Origin of the sequence: Acrocarpospora macrocephala (assembly GCF_009687865.1) — a bacterium.
GTDB lineage: Bacteria > Actinomycetota > Actinomycetes > Streptosporangiales > Streptosporangiaceae > Acrocarpospora > Acrocarpospora macrocephala.
This window is the reverse complement of sequence record NZ_BLAE01000023.1, coordinates 97,918-115,300: the sequence shown is the minus strand read 5'-3', so window position 1 is coordinate 115,300 and position 17,383 is coordinate 97,918. Positions and strand designations below refer to the sequence as shown.

The window sequence follows — 17,383 nt, the reverse complement described above, 5'->3', positions numbered from 1 at the left end:
TTCAGGCCTATGTGGTGTGACCCAAGGGACAGGGAGGACTGCTAGGGGTCCTTAGACCGGGTCGTACAGTCTCCGCATGAGTGTGGAAACGCGGGTTTTGGATGCCATCGATGAGGCGGGGACCGTGCGGCTGCTGGCCGAGCTCGTACGGGTGCCTAGTGTGACCGGTGGCGACAACGAGTCGGAGTTGCAGGGGGAGTGTGCCCGGCGGCTGGGGGAGCTTGGGCTCGATGTGGACATGTGGAAGCTTGACCTGGAGATGCTTCGCGGGCATCCGGACTATCCGGGTGCGGAGGCGCCGCGTGCCGAAGGGTATGGCGTGGTCGGGACGACCGAAGGGGAGGGTGAGCCCGCGCTGATCCTGCAGGGGCATGTGGATGTGGTGCCGACGGGGGATCTGGCCAAATGGGAGGGGAACGATCCCTTCGGGGCACGCCTCACCGCGACCACCCTGCACGGGCGGGGCGCCTGCGACATGAAGGCGGGGCTGGCCGCCAACCTGGCCGTCATGACCGCTCTGCGGGTCACGGGAGTACGGCTGGCGCGCCCGCTTGCCCTCCATTGTGTGGTCAGCGAGGAAGACGGCGGTCTGGGCGCGTTCGCGACCATGTTGCGCGGCCACACCGGCGAGGCAGCCGTGATCACCGAACCCACCAGCGGGAAGATCATCACCGCCAACGCGGGGTCGTTGACGTTCCGCCTGGAAGTCGCCGGACGCGCCGCGCACGGGGCCACGCGTTATGAGGGCGTCAACGCCATCGAGGCTTTCTGGCCGGTGTTCACCGCGATCAGGAAGCTGGAGGCCGAGCGTAACCGCGATCCGGATCGGCTGTTCGCGGGGAACACGACGCCGTACCCGATCGAGGTGGGGACCGTCCGCGCCGGTGACTGGGCGAGTAGCGTGCCGGATCTGCTGGTGGCCGAAGGCCGCCTCGGGGTTCGCCTGGACGAGGATCCGGATGACGCGGCGGCGGCGCTGGAGGAGGCGCTGGCCGGGATCGACGACCCGTGGCTGCGCGCCAACCCGGTCACGATCACCTGGCCGGGCGGCCGGTTCGCCAGTGGGCGGCTGCCCGCCGGTCATCCGCTGCTCGCCGAGACGGAGCGGGCGGTCGAGGACGTCACGGGCACCCGTCCGGGGACGACGGCCGCGCCCTACGGCAGCGATCTGCGGATCTACGCGGGAGCCGGCATCCCGACCCTGCACTACGGCCCGGGGGATGTTCGCTTCGCGCACGCGCCGCGGGAGCAGGTGGAGCTACGCGAGTTGCGCGAGGTCACTCAGGCGCTGGCGCTGCTGGTTCTGCGCCGGTGCGGGGTGCGGTAGCTGGACTATAGTCCGCTCATGGACGAGCCCCGACTGTTGCAGATCTTCCGGGAGGAGCCGCCCAAGGAGCGGGCGGACGCGGCGCGGAACCGGGAGAAGGTGCTCGCGGCTGCGATCAAGCTGTTCCGGGAGCATGGGGTCGACAACGTGTCCATGGATGCGGTCGCGGCGGAGGCCGGGGTCGGGAAGGGGACGCTGTTCCGGCGGTTCGGTGACAAGTCGGGGCTGGTGTTCGCGTTGCTCGACAACAAGGAGAAGGTTCTGCAGGAGGCGGTGCTGGCGGGGCCGCCGCCGGTCGGGCCGGGAGCTCCAGCGCGGGAGCGGATCGTCGCCTTCGTCGAGGCTTACGCCGGATACCTGTTCGACAACATCGACCTGCTGCGGGTCTCGGAGACGTCGAGCCCGGGAGCGCGGTATCGGGTGGGGGCCTACCGGTTCTGGCATGCCCACCTGCGCATGCTTCTCGCCGAGGTACGGCCCGCGGACGATCCCGCCGTGCTCGCGCACGCGCTGCTCGCGCCGCTCGGGGCGGAGCACGCGGCGGCGGTCGCGACGGAACTCGGGCCGGAGCGTGCCCGGACGGAGAGCATGCTGCTGGCGCGGGCGCTCGTGTCCCAATAGGCACCTGCCCGCATGACGTGCTCGTGTCCGAATAGCTACCGCCGAGTAATCAAGCTCACATCCCCGACCTGAATACTTTGATCCGCACAACCCAGGAAAGGTCAGGGAATGGTCAAGTTTGCGCCTTATGCACGATTTGCTTGGCCGCTTCGCTGGTTGTTCCGGGTCTTGACTGTGCTGGTGGTACTGGCGGTCGTACTGGCGGGGGCCGGCACCTGGATTGTGCGGCAGTCGTTTCCGCAGACGGACGGTGAGCTGCGGCTGCCCGGGCTGAGCGCGCCGGTGACCGTGTATCGGGACGCTTACGGGGTTCCGCAGATCTTCGCGGAGAATGCGGATGATCTTTTTCGCGCGCAGGGGTATACGCACGCGCAGGACCGGTTCTGGGAAATGGACTTCCGGCGGAAGACGACCGCCGGGCGGTTGTCGGAATTGTTCGGGTCGTCCACGCTCGACATCGACAAGGTCGTCAGGACGCTCGGCTGGCGGCGGGTCGCGGAGCAAGAGCTCGCTTTGCTGAGTCCGGAGGCGAAACGTGGTCTGGAGGCGTACGCGGCGGGGGTGAACGCGTGGCTGACCGAGAACGACGGGTTCGCGGCGCGGAGCCTGGAGTTCGCGGTGCTCAAGCTCACCAACGGCGGTTACACGCCCGAGCCGTGGACGCCCGCCGATTCGATGGCCTGGCTGAAGGCGATGGCCTGGGATCTGCGCTCCAACATGGACGACGAGCTCGAACGTGCCCTGGACGCGAGTGTGCTGCCGGTCGAGCGGGTCAACGAGCTGTTCCCCGCCTACCCCTACGACCGGCACCAGCCGATCGTCGCGACCGGAGGCGTCAAGGACGGCGCGTTCGACCCCAGCGCCCCGGCCGTGACGTCCGCGTCGGCGCTCCGCCGGGTGTCCGAGGTGCTCCGGAAGGTCCCCTCCCTTATCGGTACGGAGGGCACCGACCGGAAGGGCATTGGGTCCAACTCGTGGGTCGTTAGCGGGCGATTCACGGACACAGGGAAGCCGTTGCTCGCGAACGATCCGCATCTGGGGCCGCGGATTCCGTCGATCTGGTATCAGGCGGGGTTGCATTGCCGTACCAGGACGGCGGCGTGTCCGTATGACGTGTCGGGATATACGTTCTCAGGGCTGCCAGGGGTGGTGATCGGGCACAATCACCGCATCGCGTGGGGGTTCACCAATCTCGGGCCGGATGTCACCGATCTGTACGTCGAGCGGGTCAAGGGGGATACGTACGAGGTCGAGGGCACGTGGACGCCATTCGAAACGCGGACCGAGCAGATCAAGGTCGCCGGGGGCGCTCCGGTGGAACTCACGGTTCGATCGACCAAGCACGGGCCGATCATTTCCGACGTGCTGGAAAGTGCGGCCGAGGCGGTCCCCGGTGCGGCCAGGAGTCTGTCGGAACCGGCTGAATCGACTGCCGGTGAGAAGCATGAGGTCGCGCTGCGGTGGACCGCGCTTGATCCCGGGCAGACGGCGAACTCGGTGTTCCTGCTGAACAAGGCCGAGAATTGGGAGCAGTTCCGGGCTGCGGCGTCCAAGTTCGAAGCGCCCTCCCAGAACCTGATTTATGCGGATATAGACGGAAATATCGGGTATCAAGCGCCGGGGAAGATCCCGATCAGGGCCGGAGGGAATGGGCAGTGGCCGCGGGCCGGGTGGACGGGTGATCAGGAGTGGACCGGTTTCATCCCGTTCGCCGAGTTGCCGTTCTCCTATAACCCACCTGAGGGATTCATCGCCACCGCCAACAACGCCGCCGTCGGCCCGGGCTACGGTCCTTTCCTCACCGCCGACTGGTCGTACGGCTATCGCTCGCAGCGCATCGTCGACCGGATCAAGGACGTGCTCGCCTCCGGCAAGATGACCGCCAAGACGATGGGCGAGATCCAGATGGACTCCGCCAACGGCTTCGCGCCCGTTCTCGTTCCGCACCTGATGCGCACCGTCGGCCGGGGCACCGAACTCTTCGAAAGCTGGGACTTCCAGCAGGACCGCGACTCCGCCGGGGCCGCCTACTTCAACGTCGTCTGGAAGAACCTGCTCGCGCGCGTCTTCGACGACGAACTCCCGGAGGACGCCCGCCCGACCGGCAACGACCGCTGGTTCGAGGTCATGCGCACGCTGCTGGAGGACGAGGACGCGGCCTGGTGGGACGACGTCCGTACCAAGAACGGGGTCGAGACCCGGGACGACATCCTGTCCGCCGCCCTCGCCGACGCCGACGCCGAGATCGCCGACCTGCTCGGCGACGACCCCGCCGACTGGCGCTGGGGCGACCTCCACACCCTGCAACTCACCAACGAAACCTTCGGCACCTCCGGCATCGCCCCCATCGAGTGGCTCTTCAACCGGGGCCCCATCCGCACCTCCGGCAGCAAGGACGCCGTCAACGCCACCGGCTGGAACCCCACCAACGGCTACGAAGTCGACTGGGTCCCCTCCATGCGCATGATCGTCGACCTCGCCAACCTCGACAACTCCCGCTGGATCAACCTAACCGGCTCCTCCGGCCACGCCTTCCACCCCAACTACAACAACCAATCCGACCTATGGGCGAACGGCGAAACAACCCCCTGGCCATCCACCGAACAAGCCATCAAAGCCACATCGACGGACACCCTCACTCTCCTCCCCTAAGACTCCGCTGATGTGCTGATAACGGTGGTTCTCCCACCCACCCGGCCCTTTTGTCTTCTTCGGGCTCCGCCCGCCCCCGCCAGCGCCGTGGTTTCCCGCACGGAACGACGGCCACGACACGGGGTTCCCGGGGCCGGAGGCCGATGGGGCCGAGCGCGAGCGTCCCAAAGGGCGGGTGGGTGGGAGAACCACGGCAAACAGCCTCTCCACCCCCGGCGCCGAACGAATTCGGTCGGTGCCGGGAGTGTTGTCACGTGGAAGCGGTGACCGAAGCGATTTCGTTCAGAGGGAATTCCAGGTAGTCGCCGGCTTCCTCGCACCAGGCGTCGAGGACGCCGGAGTGGAGTTCGCCGTGGCTGACGGTGGCGGTGACGCCGTCGGACAAGGTGATTAAGGCGCGGACGCCGCGGTCGACGACGAAGCCGAGGAGGGACTGTTCGGCTGTGGGGAGGCGGGTGGCCATGCGGCCGATCAGGGCCCAGGTTTGGCCGTTCTGTTTGGCCTCTTCGCGGGTGGTGATCAGGCGTTTGGCGTGTTCGTGGGGGTCGGGGGGTGGTTCGGTGAGCAAGGGTAGGGGGTCGAGTTCGGCGACGCGGCCGCCGGGGAGCAGGATCAGGCGGCCGCTCTGGGGTTCGCGGCGGATCTCGATCTCGCCGGTGTCGTTGACGGGGACGGGGGCGTACCCGGCTTCGCGGAGGGCGGCGAGGGTGCGGTCGGCGGGGGCGGAGCTGGCCAGGACCGAGGAGGCGAGCAGGCGCAGGCCGAGCTTGGCCAGGCGGCGGTGGCCGGCGATCTCGGCCAGCAGGGCGGGGTCGCTGCCCTGGATGATGCAGCCGACCGTGGTGACGGTGACCTCGCCATGGCGGCGGGCCACGTCCCTGATCAGGTAGATGAGCGGCTGGGGGAGGGTGCCCACCTGGGCGAGCTGGTCCAGCAGGGCGTCGGCTCCGGCGCCCGCGTCCAGCGCCCGCCGTACGGTGGCGGGGGTGAACCGCCAGACCGACGCCGCGCCCTTGGACTCCCGGTCGGCGACCCGATCCAGGAGCGAGGCCAGCTCGGCGGCGGGCGGCCCGGTCACGACGGCGGTCAGGTCGGCGCCGAACAGGGCGGTGCGCTGGGCGCTGGCCAGGGCGCGGACGGAACGATCGGCCAGCACCGGGTCGTACTCGACCTCGGGGACGGTGTCGTCGTTCTCGTTGCCGGCCACCTGGCCGAGCGCGGCCAGCGCCCGGCCCAGATCGGTGAGCGAGTCGTGGGCGGCGAGACCGAGCAGGCGGGCCTCCTCCAGGATCCCGGGCGCGCACTCGGCGAGCAGCTCCCGATCCAGCAGCGGCGCCCGCCAGTGCACCGACTGCACCAGCTCCTGCAGGGTGGCGAAGGCGTACCCGTCCGGGACCTCGGTGAGCGCGCCGAGCACCGCCCAGCGGATCCGGGCGATGGTCTCCCCGGCGGGGTCGTCGCCGAGCACGGCCGGATAGCGGCCGTCGCTGCGGCGCAGCGACGAGCGTTCCATCCGCCACCAGGCCGCCAGTAGCGTACGCAGCCGGGCGGGCGCGTCCTCGAGCCGCCAGGAGTCGAAACGATCGGTGGGCACCAGACCGCCCGCGCTCTCGTCCAGCGCGATCAGCCGGGCCACCGCGGTGACCTCGAGGAACAGCCGGGTCTCCTCCTCCGAGCAGCCGGTCTCCTTGGCCACCCGGCGCACCTCGCGCACCCCGACCCCGCCGTTCTTCAACAGCGGCAGCGGCGTCTTGTCGGTGTTCTCCAGCAGCGCGGTCGCCCGATCCAGCACGTGCGGCGCGGCCAGGCACATCGCGTACTCGACCGCGTCCCGATCGACCTGGATGGTGGCCAGATCCGGTGGGTACGGCGTGAACGGCCCGTGATATTCCGGGCCTCGCAACGCCAGCGCCACCTCACGCGGCATCTCCGCCACATCCCACTGCGTCCGGAACAGCAGCCCCCGATCCGCCGCCCACTTCTCCGGCGTGCCCGCGTTGAGGAAGCGGTTGCCGTCCACGCTGCGGACCGGGCCGTCCCAGGCGAAGTCGTCGAGCACGCCGACCGTGCCGTCCGGCGCGGTGGTGACGAGTTCGGTCAGGCGTTCCGGGTCGCTGAGCAGGGCGGTGGCCCGGGCCACCATCTGCCGCTTCCCGCCCTGGGGAGCCAATCCGAGCGTGCGGCAGATCCGCCGCAGGCCCTCGGTGTTGAGCATCCAGGAGTCGAGGTAGGTGGCGAGCGGCTCGCCGAGCCCGCAGGGGGCGGTCCACCAGCGGGCGACCGCCTCGGCCAGGTGGATCCGGCCGTCCTGTCCCGGCCAGGCCAGGGCGCAGTCGTACAGGCGATCCAGCCAGGGGATCACCTCCGAGGTGCTCACCCCGAGGAAGCGGGCCAGCTCGTCCTCGGTCGGCCGGCCGCCGATCACCAGGCAGGCCTGCAGGAGCTCGAGCGGGGGCAGCGGGAGGCCGCGCATGACCTCCATGACGGCGAAGGTGTTGCCGAGGCGGTGCGCCAGCGCGTCCAGCCGCCTGGGCCAGGGCGCGGCGATGGCGTCCGGGCGGTTGGCCAGGACGCGGGCGAGTCGATCTTCGTCGAGAGTTGTCAGCCAGGCGATTAGGTGATCGTCCATCACAGATCTCTCAGGCCATCGGGAAGCCGCGGTGGTGACGCACGTGAGATCAAGATATTCTGCGCAGTTCGCTCCGAAAAGGTCATTCTCCTGTTCTCCCGCTCCCTCCCCGCAGCGTGCTCGACTCCACCTCAGCACACCAGAACGCGATCGGAGGTGATTCCCGGATATACGGCCGGGAATTCCAGGAACCCAATGCCCATATGTCACACAAGTCCCAAGAACATAAACCGGGGGGCGGGTCCGTGCGGTCCGGGCCGCACGGACCCACCCCCCGGTCCATGTTCCCGTACTATGCGGCTAAAACGGCCCAAACTGCTTTGCCTTGGGGGGTCAGCGGGCACCAGCCCCAGCGGACGCTGATCGATTCGACGATGTGCAGGCCGAGGCCGCCGGTTTCGAACGGCGCGGGGTCGCGCTTGACCGGCTCGGCCGAGCCGGGGTCGGTCAGCGCGCAGGTGACCAGCGAGCCCCGGCGGATCAGGGAGAGCCGGATGACCTCGCGGCGGCGGGGCACGCCGAGCTCCATGCCGTGCCGCAGCGCGTTGGTGGCCAGCTCGGAGACGACCAGCTCCATGCCGTCGGCCAGCTCGGCCAGATCCCACCCCGCCAGCGTGCCCATCGCGAAGCTCCTGGCCGAATGAATCGACTCGGCGCGCGGGGGCAGTACGAAGGTGGCGCTGGCGGTGCATCCGGTGCTGCCGGCGAGCAGATCTCGCGCGGGATGCGGCCACCAGCCCACCGGAGGCCACCAGTCGAGCGTGGACCACTGGAGCATGGAGTGCACGAGATCATGATGGTGCAATCTCCCGTGCATGTGCAATAGCGAATGCACGTGCATATGGTCGCGGCAAGCGCTACGGTTACCTCAAAACGACCCTGGGAAGAAGGGGGCGATCTTTGACAGACTGGTGTTCAGTCCACATACCGGAGGAATGATCACGTGTCCATCGATCCGCCGGGGTCCGGCTCCACTGTTCGGCGCATCATGCTGGGCGCCAGCCTGCGGAGGCTGCGCGAGGAGCGGGATCTCACCCGAGAAGAGGCCGGATTCCACATCCGCGCCTCCGAGTCCAAGATCAGTCGGATGGAGCTCGGGCGGGTCGGATTCAAGACACGTGATGTCGAGGACCTGCTCACGCTGTACGGCGTCCTGGACGACGCCGATCGACGTGGCCTCCTGGAGATGGTCCGGGAGGCGAACACGCCGGGGTGGTGGCACAAGTTCGGCGAAGTCCTGCCGAACTGGTTCGTCACGTACGTGGGGCTGGAGGAGGCGGCGAGCGTGATCCGCACCTACGAGGTGCAGTTCGTGCCCGGCCTGCTGCAGACCGCCGCGTACACACGAGCCGTCGTCCAGCTCGGCTTTCCGGACGCCCCGGAGAGCACGATCGAACAGCGCGTGCATCTGCGCATGCAGCGACAGGAACGGCTCAAGCAGAAGGACGGGCCAAGACTGTGGGCGGTCATCGACGAGGCGGCGCTCCGCCGGCCCATCGGGGGGCCAAAGATCATGCACGAGCAGATCGAGCATCTGCTCGAGGTGGCCAGGCTGCCCAACATCACGCTGCAGGTGATGCCGTTCCGCTTCGGGATGCACGCTGCCGAAGGCGGGGCGTTCACGATCCTGCGCTTTCCGGAGTCCGACCTGTCGGACGTGGTCTACGTCGAGCAACTCTGGGGTGCTCTGTACCTGGACAAACGTGAGGACATCGATCCGTACCTCACGGCCATGGAGCAGCTGTGCGTGGAGAGCACCACGCCGGGTGGCACCCGGGATCTGCTCGAAGATCTTCTGAGAGAGAACTTGTATGCAGACATATAACGGCATGCCGTCGAACGACCTTTACGGCGTCCTATGGCGGAAGAGCCTCTACAGCAACTCCACCGGCAACTGCGTGGAGCTGGCCGAGCTTCCCGACGGCGGGGTAGCCGTCCGGAACTCCCGTTTCCCCGAAGGTCCTGCCCTGATCTACACCCGGGACGAGATCCGCGCACTGGTGCTCGGAGTCAAGGACGGCGAGTTCGACACCCTCCTCGTGTAACGCCGTTTTTACACGACGCGCACGCGCGTAACCCGTCGGCGCGGGGAGCGTAACAAGGATCCGGCAGAGTAAGACCCAATCAAATAGGGGGGCTTGTGATGCTGGACCAGATGACCCTGTACCCGGTGGCGGACGACGTGCTGTTCGCGCCTGGCGGACGCGTCGTGATCAGAACGTATGGCGTCGCGTCGGCGACGGAGCCGACCGACGGTCAGCCGCGCCCGGTGGCCTATCGAACCTGGGTCACCGGGGTGCGGGACCAGCCCAGATACTGGCGGTGGGGCCACTTCGAGGACGCCCGCAGAGGGCATCGTAAGGTCCTGGAGTGGCTCACCGGCCGTGGCCCGCAACCTGCCCCTGTGGTCAGCTGACGGGCGCGTTCCAGCGCAGGATCACATGCTCGCCGTGTTCGAAGCCGAGTGCGGAATAGGTCCCCGTGTCCAGGCGCAGATACCGGCCGTGATCCGGCGGCAGCCCCAGCCAGCGCGCGGCCAGGATCCGCAGGTAGTGGCCGTGCGCGACGAGCGCGATGGTGGGCCCTGGCTCGACGTGGTCGGTCCGCATCATCGCCAGCGCCCGGGCGATCACCCGGTCCGCCCGCAGCCCGACATGCGCGATGTCCTCCCCGGGATGGGCCTCGTCGCCCGGGATCACGCCGTTCCGCCAGATGTACCAGCCGGGGAGGGTCTCCCTGATCTGCGCGGTGGTGATGCCCTCGTAGCCGCCGTAGTCCCATTCCCACAGGTCCGGCTCGATCTCGTACGACCCGATCCCGGCGAGTTCGGCGGTATCCCGAGCCCGCCGCGCCGGGCTGACCAGCACGAGATCGAACCGGTGCTTCTTGACTTCCGGGGCGAGCAGCCTGGCCTGCTCCTCGCCGTGCTCGGTCAGCGGCAGGTCGGTGCGGCCGGTGTGCCGCCCCGCCCTGCTCCACTCGGTCTCGCCGTGCCGCAGCAGAATGAGTTCCATATGGCTCTCATCATGCCCGACGGCCCGGGCTACCTCCGGTCGGCCCCGGCCAGCGGGAGCGCGACCCCGCCGAGGCCGACGGCGAGCAGCGCCCACGGAACGGCCGCCGCGATCGTCGGCAGCGCGGCGAACCAGGCCACCGGGATGAGGATCGGCGCGACGATCAGGGCCACGCCCGCCCAGACGGGGGCGGTCCTGCCCGTCAGGGCGGCCACGCCGAGCAGCACGAGCCCGAGCAGCCCCAGGAAGAAGCTGAATCCCAGCGCCGAGGACGGCAGGCCGTTCTCGTAGGTGTCGACCAGCTTGACCGTGCTCGCGGGGTCGATGCCGCTCTTCAGCGCGGCGTAGATCACGTCGTCGGTGTTGCCCCCGACGGGCAGCGCCAGCACGAAGGCGAGAATCAGCCCGATCAGGCCGAGCGCCGGCTTGCCGGCCCTGACCACTTTGGCCGCGCCGAACATGCCGGGAATGAGCAGGATCGAGCTCAGCGCGCCCAGCCAGACGGCCGTCGGGTAGCTGTCGATGTTGGCGCCGAACTCGCGGACGTACGCGTCCCCTTCCACGCCTGGCGCGATCGGGGAGAGCAGCAGCGAGATGGCGAGGAGCAGGGGCGCCAGAAAGGCCCCCGCGACCATGGCGTAGCGGGCGAACGTGTCCGTGCCCGACCGGGAGGTGGTGTCGAGGCTTGTCATATGGCCAGCGTCACGCGAAGCCCCTTGGCGGGCATGAGTAGCCCCGTACTCAACCGGCTAGTCTCACCCTGAAGATCCAGGAAGGAGGCGGCGGTGGAGCCGGTATCGGTGGGGTTGATCGGGGCGGGGCCGTGGGCGGGCATGGTGCACGCGCCCGAACTGGCCAGGGGGCCGTTCACGCGCCTGGCCGGGGTCTGGGCGAGGCGTCCGGAGGCGTCGGCGGAGCTGGCGGGCAAGCACGGGGTGCCGTCGTTCGAGCGGATCGAGGAGTTGCTGGAGGTCTGCGAGGCGGTGGCGTTCAGCGTGCCGCCCGCCGTACAGGCGGAGCTGGGGATCGTGGCGGCGCGGGCCGGGAAGGCGTTGCTGCTGGAGAAGCCGCTGGCCGCCGATCTGGACGGCGCGCGGCGGCTGGCCGAGGCGATCGGCGAGGCGGGGGTGGCCAGCCAGATGGTGTACACCTTCCGGTATTCGCGGGCCACCGAGGAGTTCCTGGCGAAGGCGCGGGCGTTGCGGCCGTTCGGGGGGCATGCGGCCAACATCTCCGGCGCGCTGCGCGGGGGCGATTTCGCCACGCCGTGGCGGCTGGAGCGGGGGGCCGTGCTGGACGTCGGGCCGCACACGATCGACCTGCTGGACGCGGCGCTGGGACCGGTCACGTCGGTGCGGGCGCACGGCAACCCGCTCGGGTGGGTGGGATTGTTGCTGGAGCACGAGACCGGCGCGGTCAGCGAGGCTTCGCTCTGCATGGCGGCCACCGGCGAGCTGCCCCCGGCCAGGATCGACGTGTACGGCGAGCACGGCAGCGCCTCCCTGCTCGGCAACGAGCTGGGGGAGGAGATCTTCGCCCGGATGATGGCGTCGTTCGCGGAGACCGTGCGCGCGGGCGGCGGCCACCCGCTGGACGCACAGCACGGCCTCCGCTTGCAGAAGATCATCGATGACGCGGAACGGCAACTCGCGTCCTGACCAGGCCCAGCAGCAGCACACCCGACGCGAGAATCGGGATCGGGCCAGGCTGGAAGCCGGTGATCATCAACGCGGTGAGCCCCCCGCCGACCAGGACCGCCGACCCGCCGACCCAGGCCGGCGGCTGCTCGAACCGGCCGAGAACCCGGACCAGGGCCGCCAGCAGCACGCCGAGACAGAACAGCCAGCACGGCGTCAGCGCCCACCACTCCGCCGACCCGATCGCCGGAGTGTCCAGACCGAACCCGACCACCGCCACCCCGGCCACGGCCACCAGCGCGGGCATGTGCCACAGGTAGATCGTCATCATCCGGGGCGCCAGCCACTCCAGCAGCGCGCCGGGCCCCGGCCGGGCGGCCACCCGGTTCAGCGCGGGCCGCAGCAGCATGGCCAGCCCCAGCTGCCCGGCGAACAGCGCCAGCAGGCAGGCGCTCGGCGGCGCCATGTTGGAGATCGCCCCCGGCATCCCGATCATGCTCATCGGGTACGGCCCCGCCGCCACCAGCGCCGCCACCATCCCGAACCCCGCCACGGCCAGCCCGGCGGCCCGGCGGCCGGACAGCCACGCCAGGCGGCCTTCGGCGTACAGGAAGCCGATCTGGTGCACGGCCAGCCAGACGAACACCACATTCAGGTATCCGGCGGGTTCGAACCCCGCGAACCTGATCACGTCCATGGCCACCGCGCCCCCGGCCAGCACCGGCAGCACCACGGCGGCCCGCATCCGGATCAGGTACGGCGTCGCGACCACGGCGACCAGATACACCGCCAGGAACCACAGCAACTGCCCCACGATTCGCGCAGCCACCTCTACCGGTTGCTCCGGCACGCCCAGCCAGCCCAGCAGGTAGGGCAGCGGCAGCCACACCGCCGCCAGCGGCAGCACCGGCCAGCCCAGGCGGCCGACCCGCCGCGCCACCCAGCCGTCGCCGCCCTTCCGCCAGCTGATCGCGTTCGCCGCGCCGCCCGCGAAGAACACCAGCGGCATGACCTGGCTCAGCCAGGTGACCAGCGGGATGGCGGCCAGCGCGTTGCCGGTGGTGAGCCTGCCGTCGGCGTACAGGAGCACGGGCATGCTCCAGTGCTGCACCACGACGAGCACGATGCCGAACACGCGCAGCATGTCGATGAACCGGTCTCTGGGGGAGACCGCGGCGGGAACAGGGGGGAGCAGGGTCAGCGACATGGGTTTCACCTTCAGGGGAGATCGACCCCCCAAGCCTCCCGAGTCCCGGCCCTCCGCGCGGCAGGGCCAGCCCCCTTCTTGATCGTGCGACGGCGCGCACCCCTAAGGGTGTAGCGGGCTACACCTTGGAGAGGTAGCTCAGCACGGCGAGCACCCGGCGGTGGCCGCTGTCGCTGGGCGGCAGGCCGAGCTTCACGAAGATGTTGCCGACGTGCTTGTGCACCGCGCGTTCGGTGACCGTGAGCAGGCCGGCGATGTCGCCGTTGGAGCGGCCCTCCGCCATCAGGCCCAAGACCTCGTGCTCACGCGGGGAGAGCGTGTCCACCGGGTGATCCACCCGGCGGCGGGTGAGCAGCTGGGCGATCACCTCGGGGTCCATCGCGGTGCCTCCGGCGGCGACCCGGGCCAGCGCGTCCACGAACTCCGAGACCCGGCTGACCCGGTCCTTGAGCAGGTAGCCGATGCCGCCGCCGCCCTCGGCCAGGAGTTCGGTGGCGTAGGTCTGCTCGACATACTGCGACAGGACCAGGATGGGCTGCCTGGGGTGGCGGCGGCGCACCTCGATGGCCGCGCGCACGCCCTCGTCGCGGAAGGTCGGCGGGAGCCGCACGTCGACGACGGCGATGTCCGGGCGGTGCTCCTCGACGGCCGCCAGGAAGGCGGGCGCGGTGTCGGCGGTCGCGGCGACCTCGTGGCCCTCGGTGCGCAGCAGCAGCGCCAGGCCCTCGGCCAGCAGCACGTTGTCCTCGACGATGACTACCCGCACGGCAGCTCCACGGTCAGGGTGGTGGGCCCGCCGGGCGGGCTGGACAGCTCGGTCCTGCCGTCGAAGGCGGCGACCCGGCGGCGGATGCCCGCCAGGCCGCTGCCGGACGCCTCGTCGGCCCCGCCCCGGCCGTCGTCGCTCACCCGCAGGGTCAGCGACGCCTCGTCGCCGTGCACGTGCACCGTCGCGTTCACCGTGGCGCTGGTGGCGGCGCTGTGCCTGGCCACGTTGGTGAGCGCCTCCGCGACCACGAAATAGGCGGCCGCCTCGACCGCCGCGGGCAGGCGGTCCACGCCGTCCACGGTGGCCGCCACCGGGACCGGGCAGCGGGCGGCGAGCGCGGCCACCGCGCCGGGCAGGCCGCGGTCGGCGAGGATCGGCGGGTACATGCCGCGGATGATGTCCCGCAGCTCTGTCATGGTCTCCTCGGTGCTCAGCCGGGCTTCGGCGATGAGCTCCGCGGCCTTGTCCGGGTCCGCGGCCAGGATCCGCTCCGCCACGCCGAGGCGCATCGCGATCGAGACCAGACGGGCCTGGGCGCCGTCGTGCAGGTCGCGCTCGATCCGGCGGAGTTCGGCGCCGTGCGCGTCCAGGGCGGCCGTGCGGGTCTCGGTGAGTTCGACGACGCGTTCGGCCAGCCGTACCCGCTCGGGGGTGGCCAGCATGGCGCGGGTCAGGCGGGCGTCGGCGGTGGCCAGCAAGGGCAGCACGTACGAGCCGGCGGTGGCGACGGCGAGGAAGTGGAGCGGGATCGTGACGAGCACGCGGGGCCAGCTGTCCAGGGCGAAGCCGACCAGGTAGATGCTGTGCTCGGGGAGCGGCGCCCACCACCAGATCGGGACGGACAGGTCAAAACCGAGGGCCGCCCAGACGCTCAGGCCGAGCGCGGCCATGATCACGCCGATCACGATGTGGCTGGCCATCCAGCCCGCGTCCCGCCAGGTCATCGGGTCGCCGAGCACGATCCTGGCCCGGGCCAGGATGCCGCCCCGGATGGGCGCGTACTCGGCGACGACCGGCTCGCCCAGCCATCCCGCCGCCACTTTGCGGCCGCGGCCGGCGATCCAGCGGTTCAGGCGCACCACGTACGGCAGGATGATCAGCCCGACGAAGGTCGCGCTGGACAGGAACGCCAGCACGAACACCACGGAACCGAACACGCAGACCGGCACCAGCAGCAGCCCGAGCAGCAGCCGCCCGGTCGCCCGGACCGCTCGCCCCAGACGTCGCCGGACCCCGCTCACGCGAGCCAGCCTATCCAGCTCTGTCCCGGTCTCGCGGGAGTCGATCGGGGCCTGGCCGAAGGCCGCTGTCCGGACATTGGTACCGTTCCTTCGACGCGTATCGTGCAGCGAAGTCCGGTTTGAGCCCGGCGCTGTCCCGCAACTGTCATTCCCGCCCTCCCCTGGGCGGGTGAGCCAGGTCGCCTGCATCGTGCGCTGACGTCATCAACCCTCGTGGAAAGGGTGATCCGTCTTATGACGCGGGTCTCTCGTTTCCCGGCGACTCTGGAGGAATCCGTGAGGCCCAAGGCTCTCGCGGGCGCGTTGCTGGGTGTTCTCCTGCTGGCCGGATGCGGTCAGCCTGCCGACACCGCCGCCCCCCCGACCCAAACCCCTGCCCCTACCGTCGCGGCCGGGGCCTTCCCGGTGACCGTGAACGCCGGGAACGGCTCGATCACCATCGCGCAGCGGCCGGGCAGGATTGTGTCGCTGTCGCCGACGGCCACCGAGACGCTGTACGCGATCGGCGCCGGGCCGCAGGTGATCGCGGTCGACGACCAGTCCAACCACCCGGCGGAGGCGCCCAAGACGGAACTTTCCGGGTTCAAGCCCAACGTCGAGGCGATCATCGCGGAGAAGCCGGACCTGGTCATCCTGGCCAACGACCTGGAAGGCGTGCTGGACGGCCTGGGCAAGGTCGGCGTGCCCGTCCTGCTGGAACCCGCCGCCGCCAACCTGGACGCGGCCTACGACGAGATCAACGACCTCGGCCTGGCCACCGGGAACGCGCGCCAGGCGACCGAGCTGGTGTCCTCGATGAAGAACCAGCTGGAGCAGCTGGTCACGGCCGCGCCGAAGGGCAAGGGGCTCAGCTACTATCACGAGCTCGACGTCGTGCCCTATTCGACGACTTCGCTCACCTTCATCGGGCAGATCTACGGGCTGTTCGGCCTGGAGAACATCGCGGACGCGGCTCCGGACGCGGCGGGCGGTTACCCCAAACTCTCCGCCGAGTTCGTCGCCAAGGCCGACCCCGACCTGATCTTCCTGGCGGACACCAAGTGCTGCGGGCAGAACGCGGGCACGCTGGCCAAACGTCCTGGCTGGTCGGGGCTGTCCGCGATCAAGGACGAGCAGGTCGTCGAGCTGGACGACGACATCGCCTCCCGCTGGGGGCCCCGGATCGTCGACCTGGCCAGGAGCATCAGCGAGGCCGTGCAGAAGGCCACGAGCTGATTGACTCGGCACAGGTTCAGGCTGTGGGCCCTCGGCGCGGCCGTGGTCGTGCTGCTGGGCTCCATGGCGGCCGGACTGCTGGTCGGAGCCGCCGGCCTCGCGCCCGGTTCCGTCCTGTACGCGTTGCTCGATCGGTTGCCGTTCGTGTCGATCGACTCGGGGCTGCTGCCGGTCGAGCAGGGCGTGTTGTTCGAGCTGCGGGTGCCCCGGGTGCTGCTCGCAGGGCTGGTGGGCGGGCTGCTGGCGATCGCGGGGGCCGGATATCAGGGGGTGTTCCGTAATCCGCTCGCCGATCCGTACCTGCTGGGGGCGGCGGCCGGGGCGGGGCTGACGGTCACCTTGGTGATCGTGGTGACGGGGGATTCCGGCGCCGTGCCGGTCGCCGCCTTCGCCGGGGCGGTCGGCGGGGTCTTCCTGGCGTACGCGCTGGGGAACACCGCCGGGCGGGGTGGCGGGACCGCCACGCTGGTGCTGGCCGGGGTGGCCGTGACCTCGTTCCTGACCGCGATCCAGACGTTCGTGCAGCAGCTCAAGGTCGAGGAGTTGCAGCGGGTCTACTCGTGGATCCTGGGGGATGTCGGGGGCGGCTGGCCGCAACTGGTGATGATCGCGCCGTACGCGCTGGTGTCGGTGGTGGTCATGCTCGCGCACGGGCGGCTGCTGGATGTGCTGGCGGTCGGCGACGACGAGGCCACCAGCCTCGGGCTGCACGCTCGGCGGGTGCGGCTGTTCGTGCTGCTGGCCGCGTCGCTGGCGACCGCGTCCGCGGTGGCGGTGAGCGGGTTGATCGCGTTTGTGGGGATCGTCGTGCCGCATGTGGTGCGGCGGCTGGCCGGGTGGTCCTACCGGATCGTGCTGCCGTTGTCGCTGCTGGGCGGGGCGGCATTTCTGGTGATCGCGGATCTGGTGGCCAGGACCGTGCTGGCGCCGGCCGAGTTGCCGATCGGGGTGGTGACCGCCTTCGTGGGGGCGCCGTTCTTCGTGCTGGTGTTGCGGCTGACCAGGCGGGTGGAGACGTGATCGAGGTGCGCGGGCTGGGGGTGCGGCTCGGGGGGCGGGCGGTGCTGGGGG

Annotated in this window: 16 protein-coding genes; 9 read left to right on the top strand and 7 right to left on the bottom strand. The window is 70.0% G+C overall.

Annotated elements, in window-relative coordinates; translation table 11 throughout:
* The first annotated feature begins 76 nt into the window (after nt 1-76).
* From Amac_RS21065 to Amac_RS21055, 3 genes are all read left to right on the top strand, one after another.
* Nucleotides 77-1,327, top strand: a complete 1,251-nt coding sequence (locus Amac_RS21065; protein WP_155356095.1) for an ArgE/DapE family deacylase — start codon at nt 77-79, stop codon at nt 1,325-1,327.
* Between the two features lie 18 nt (nt 1,328-1,345).
* The gene (locus Amac_RS21060) at nt 1,346-1,948 is read left to right on the top strand and encodes a TetR/AcrR family transcriptional regulator (protein ID WP_174900201.1); all 603 of its coding nucleotides are present in this window, start codon (nt 1,346-1,348) and stop codon (nt 1,946-1,948) included.
* A gap of 108 nt (nt 1,949-2,056) precedes the next feature.
* The gene (locus Amac_RS21055) at nt 2,057-4,600 is read left to right on the top strand and encodes a penicillin acylase family protein (protein ID WP_155356094.1); all 2,544 of its coding nucleotides are present in this window, start codon (nt 2,057-2,059) and stop codon (nt 4,598-4,600) included.
* Nucleotides 4,601-4,850: 250 nt separating this feature from the next.
* Here the strand turns inward: Amac_RS21055 and Amac_RS21050 are convergent, their stop codons facing one another.
* Nucleotides 4,851-7,229 (bottom strand): helicase-associated domain-containing protein, encoded by a 2,379-nt coding sequence (locus Amac_RS21050; RefSeq protein ID WP_155356093.1) that lies wholly within the window; start codon nt 7,227-7,229, stop codon nt 4,851-4,853.
* Between the two features lie 292 nt (nt 7,230-7,521).
* Nucleotides 7,522-8,007, bottom strand: a complete 486-nt coding sequence (locus tag Amac_RS21045; protein ID WP_155356135.1) for an ATP-binding protein — start codon at nt 8,005-8,007, stop codon at nt 7,522-7,524.
* Between the two features lie 210 nt (nt 8,008-8,217).
* Here Amac_RS21045 and Amac_RS21040 point away from each other — a divergent pair, with 210 nt between their 5' ends.
* From Amac_RS21040 to Amac_RS21030, 3 genes are all read left to right on the top strand, one after another.
* On the top strand, nt 8,218-9,054 hold the full coding sequence (locus Amac_RS21040; RefSeq protein ID WP_218041209.1) for a Sco1979 family transcriptional regulator: 837 nt from the start codon (nt 8,218-8,220) through the stop codon (nt 9,052-9,054).
* Nucleotides 9,041-9,274 (top strand): DUF397 domain-containing protein, encoded by a 234-nt coding sequence (locus Amac_RS21035; protein WP_155347234.1) that lies wholly within the window; start codon nt 9,041-9,043, stop codon nt 9,272-9,274. Before Amac_RS21040 ends, Amac_RS21035 begins: the two co-directional genes overlap by 14 nt.
* Before the next feature lie 110 nt (nt 9,275-9,384).
* Nucleotides 9,385-9,645, top strand: a complete 261-nt coding sequence (locus Amac_RS21030) for a hypothetical protein (protein ID WP_246268530.1) — start codon at nt 9,385-9,387, stop codon at nt 9,643-9,645.
* Here the strand turns inward: Amac_RS21030 and Amac_RS21025 are convergent.
* Nucleotides 9,638-10,243 (bottom strand): histidine phosphatase family protein, encoded by a 606-nt coding sequence (locus tag Amac_RS21025; RefSeq protein WP_155356090.1) that lies wholly within the window; start codon nt 10,241-10,243, stop codon nt 9,638-9,640. The genes Amac_RS21030 and Amac_RS21025 overlap by 8 nt on opposite strands.
* Nucleotides 10,244-10,272: 29 nt before the next feature.
* On the bottom strand, nt 10,273-10,935 hold the full coding sequence (locus Amac_RS21020; protein WP_155356089.1) for a hypothetical protein: 663 nt from the start codon (nt 10,933-10,935) through the stop codon (nt 10,273-10,275).
* A gap of 93 nt (nt 10,936-11,028) precedes the next feature.
* Here Amac_RS21020 and Amac_RS21015 point away from each other — a divergent pair, with 93 nt between their 5' ends.
* Nucleotides 11,029-11,901: a Gfo/Idh/MocA family protein gene (locus Amac_RS21015; RefSeq protein ID WP_174900200.1), complete on the top strand. Its 873-nt coding sequence runs from the start codon at nt 11,029-11,031 to the stop codon at nt 11,899-11,901.
* Here the strand turns inward: Amac_RS21015 and Amac_RS21010 are convergent.
* The 3 genes from Amac_RS21010 to Amac_RS21000 all read right to left on the bottom strand — a co-directional run bounded on the left by Amac_RS21010 (nt 11,867) and on the right by Amac_RS21000 (nt 15,097).
* Nucleotides 11,867-13,087 carry an acyltransferase family protein gene (locus tag Amac_RS21010; RefSeq protein ID WP_155356088.1) on the bottom strand — a complete coding sequence of 407 codons (1,221 nt, stop codon included), beginning with the start codon at nt 13,085-13,087 and terminating at the stop codon, nt 11,867-11,869. The two genes, Amac_RS21015 and Amac_RS21010, sit on opposite strands and share 35 nt — an antisense overlap.
* A 118-nt stretch (nt 13,088-13,205) precedes the next feature.
* Nucleotides 13,206-13,853, bottom strand: a complete 648-nt coding sequence (locus Amac_RS21005; RefSeq protein WP_155356087.1) for a response regulator — start codon at nt 13,851-13,853, stop codon at nt 13,206-13,208.
* On the bottom strand, nt 13,844-15,097 hold the full coding sequence (locus Amac_RS21000; RefSeq protein ID WP_218041203.1) for a sensor histidine kinase: 1,254 nt from the start codon (nt 15,095-15,097) through the stop codon (nt 13,844-13,846). Before Amac_RS21000 ends, Amac_RS21005 begins: the two co-directional genes overlap by 10 nt.
* A gap of 276 nt (nt 15,098-15,373) precedes the next feature.
* On the opposite strand from Amac_RS21000, the gene Amac_RS20995 reads away from it, so the two are divergent.
* Together Amac_RS20995 and Amac_RS20990 are read left to right on the top strand one after the other, a co-directional pair.
* On the top strand, nt 15,374-16,312 hold the full coding sequence (locus Amac_RS20995) for an ABC transporter substrate-binding protein (protein WP_155356085.1): 939 nt from the start codon (nt 15,374-15,376) through the stop codon (nt 16,310-16,312).
* Complete coding sequence (locus tag Amac_RS20990; protein ID WP_373869827.1) at nt 16,313-17,332, top strand: FecCD family ABC transporter permease; 1,020 nt, start codon at nt 16,313-16,315, stop codon at nt 17,330-17,332.
* Nucleotides 17,333-17,383 lie beyond the last annotated feature (51 nt).

Coding starts and splice junctions, on each gene's coding strand:
- Amac_RS21065 (WP_155356095.1), top strand. CDS start 77: ATGAGTGTGGAAACGCGGGTTTTGGATGCCATCGATGAGGCGGGGACC.
- Amac_RS21025 (WP_155356090.1), bottom strand. CDS start 10,243: ATGGAACTCATTCTGCTGCGGCACGGCGAGACCGAGTGGAGCAGGGCG.
- Amac_RS21040 (WP_218041209.1), top strand. CDS start 8,218: ATGCTGGGCGCCAGCCTGCGGAGGCTGCGCGAGGAGCGGGATCTCACC.
- Amac_RS21010 (WP_155356088.1), bottom strand. CDS start 13,087: ATGTCGCTGACCCTGCTCCCCCCTGTTCCCGCCGCGGTCTCCCCCAGA.
- Amac_RS21030 (WP_246268530.1), top strand. CDS start 9,385: ATGACCCTGTACCCGGTGGCGGACGACGTGCTGTTCGCGCCTGGCGGA.
- Amac_RS21050 (WP_155356093.1), bottom strand. CDS start 7,229: ATGGACGATCACCTAATCGCCTGGCTGACAACTCTCGACGAAGATCGA.
- Amac_RS21045 (WP_155356135.1), bottom strand. CDS start 8,007: ATGCTCCAGTGGTCCACGCTCGACTGGTGGCCTCCGGTGGGCTGGTGG.
- Amac_RS21035 (WP_155347234.1), top strand. CDS start 9,041: ATGCAGACATATAACGGCATGCCGTCGAACGACCTTTACGGCGTCCTA.
- Amac_RS21055 (WP_155356094.1), top strand. CDS start 2,057: ATGGTCAAGTTTGCGCCTTATGCACGATTTGCTTGGCCGCTTCGCTGG.
- Amac_RS21020 (WP_155356089.1), bottom strand. CDS start 10,935: ATGACAAGCCTCGACACCACCTCCCGGTCGGGCACGGACACGTTCGCC.
- Amac_RS21060 (WP_174900201.1), top strand. CDS start 1,346: ATGGACGAGCCCCGACTGTTGCAGATCTTCCGGGAGGAGCCGCCCAAG.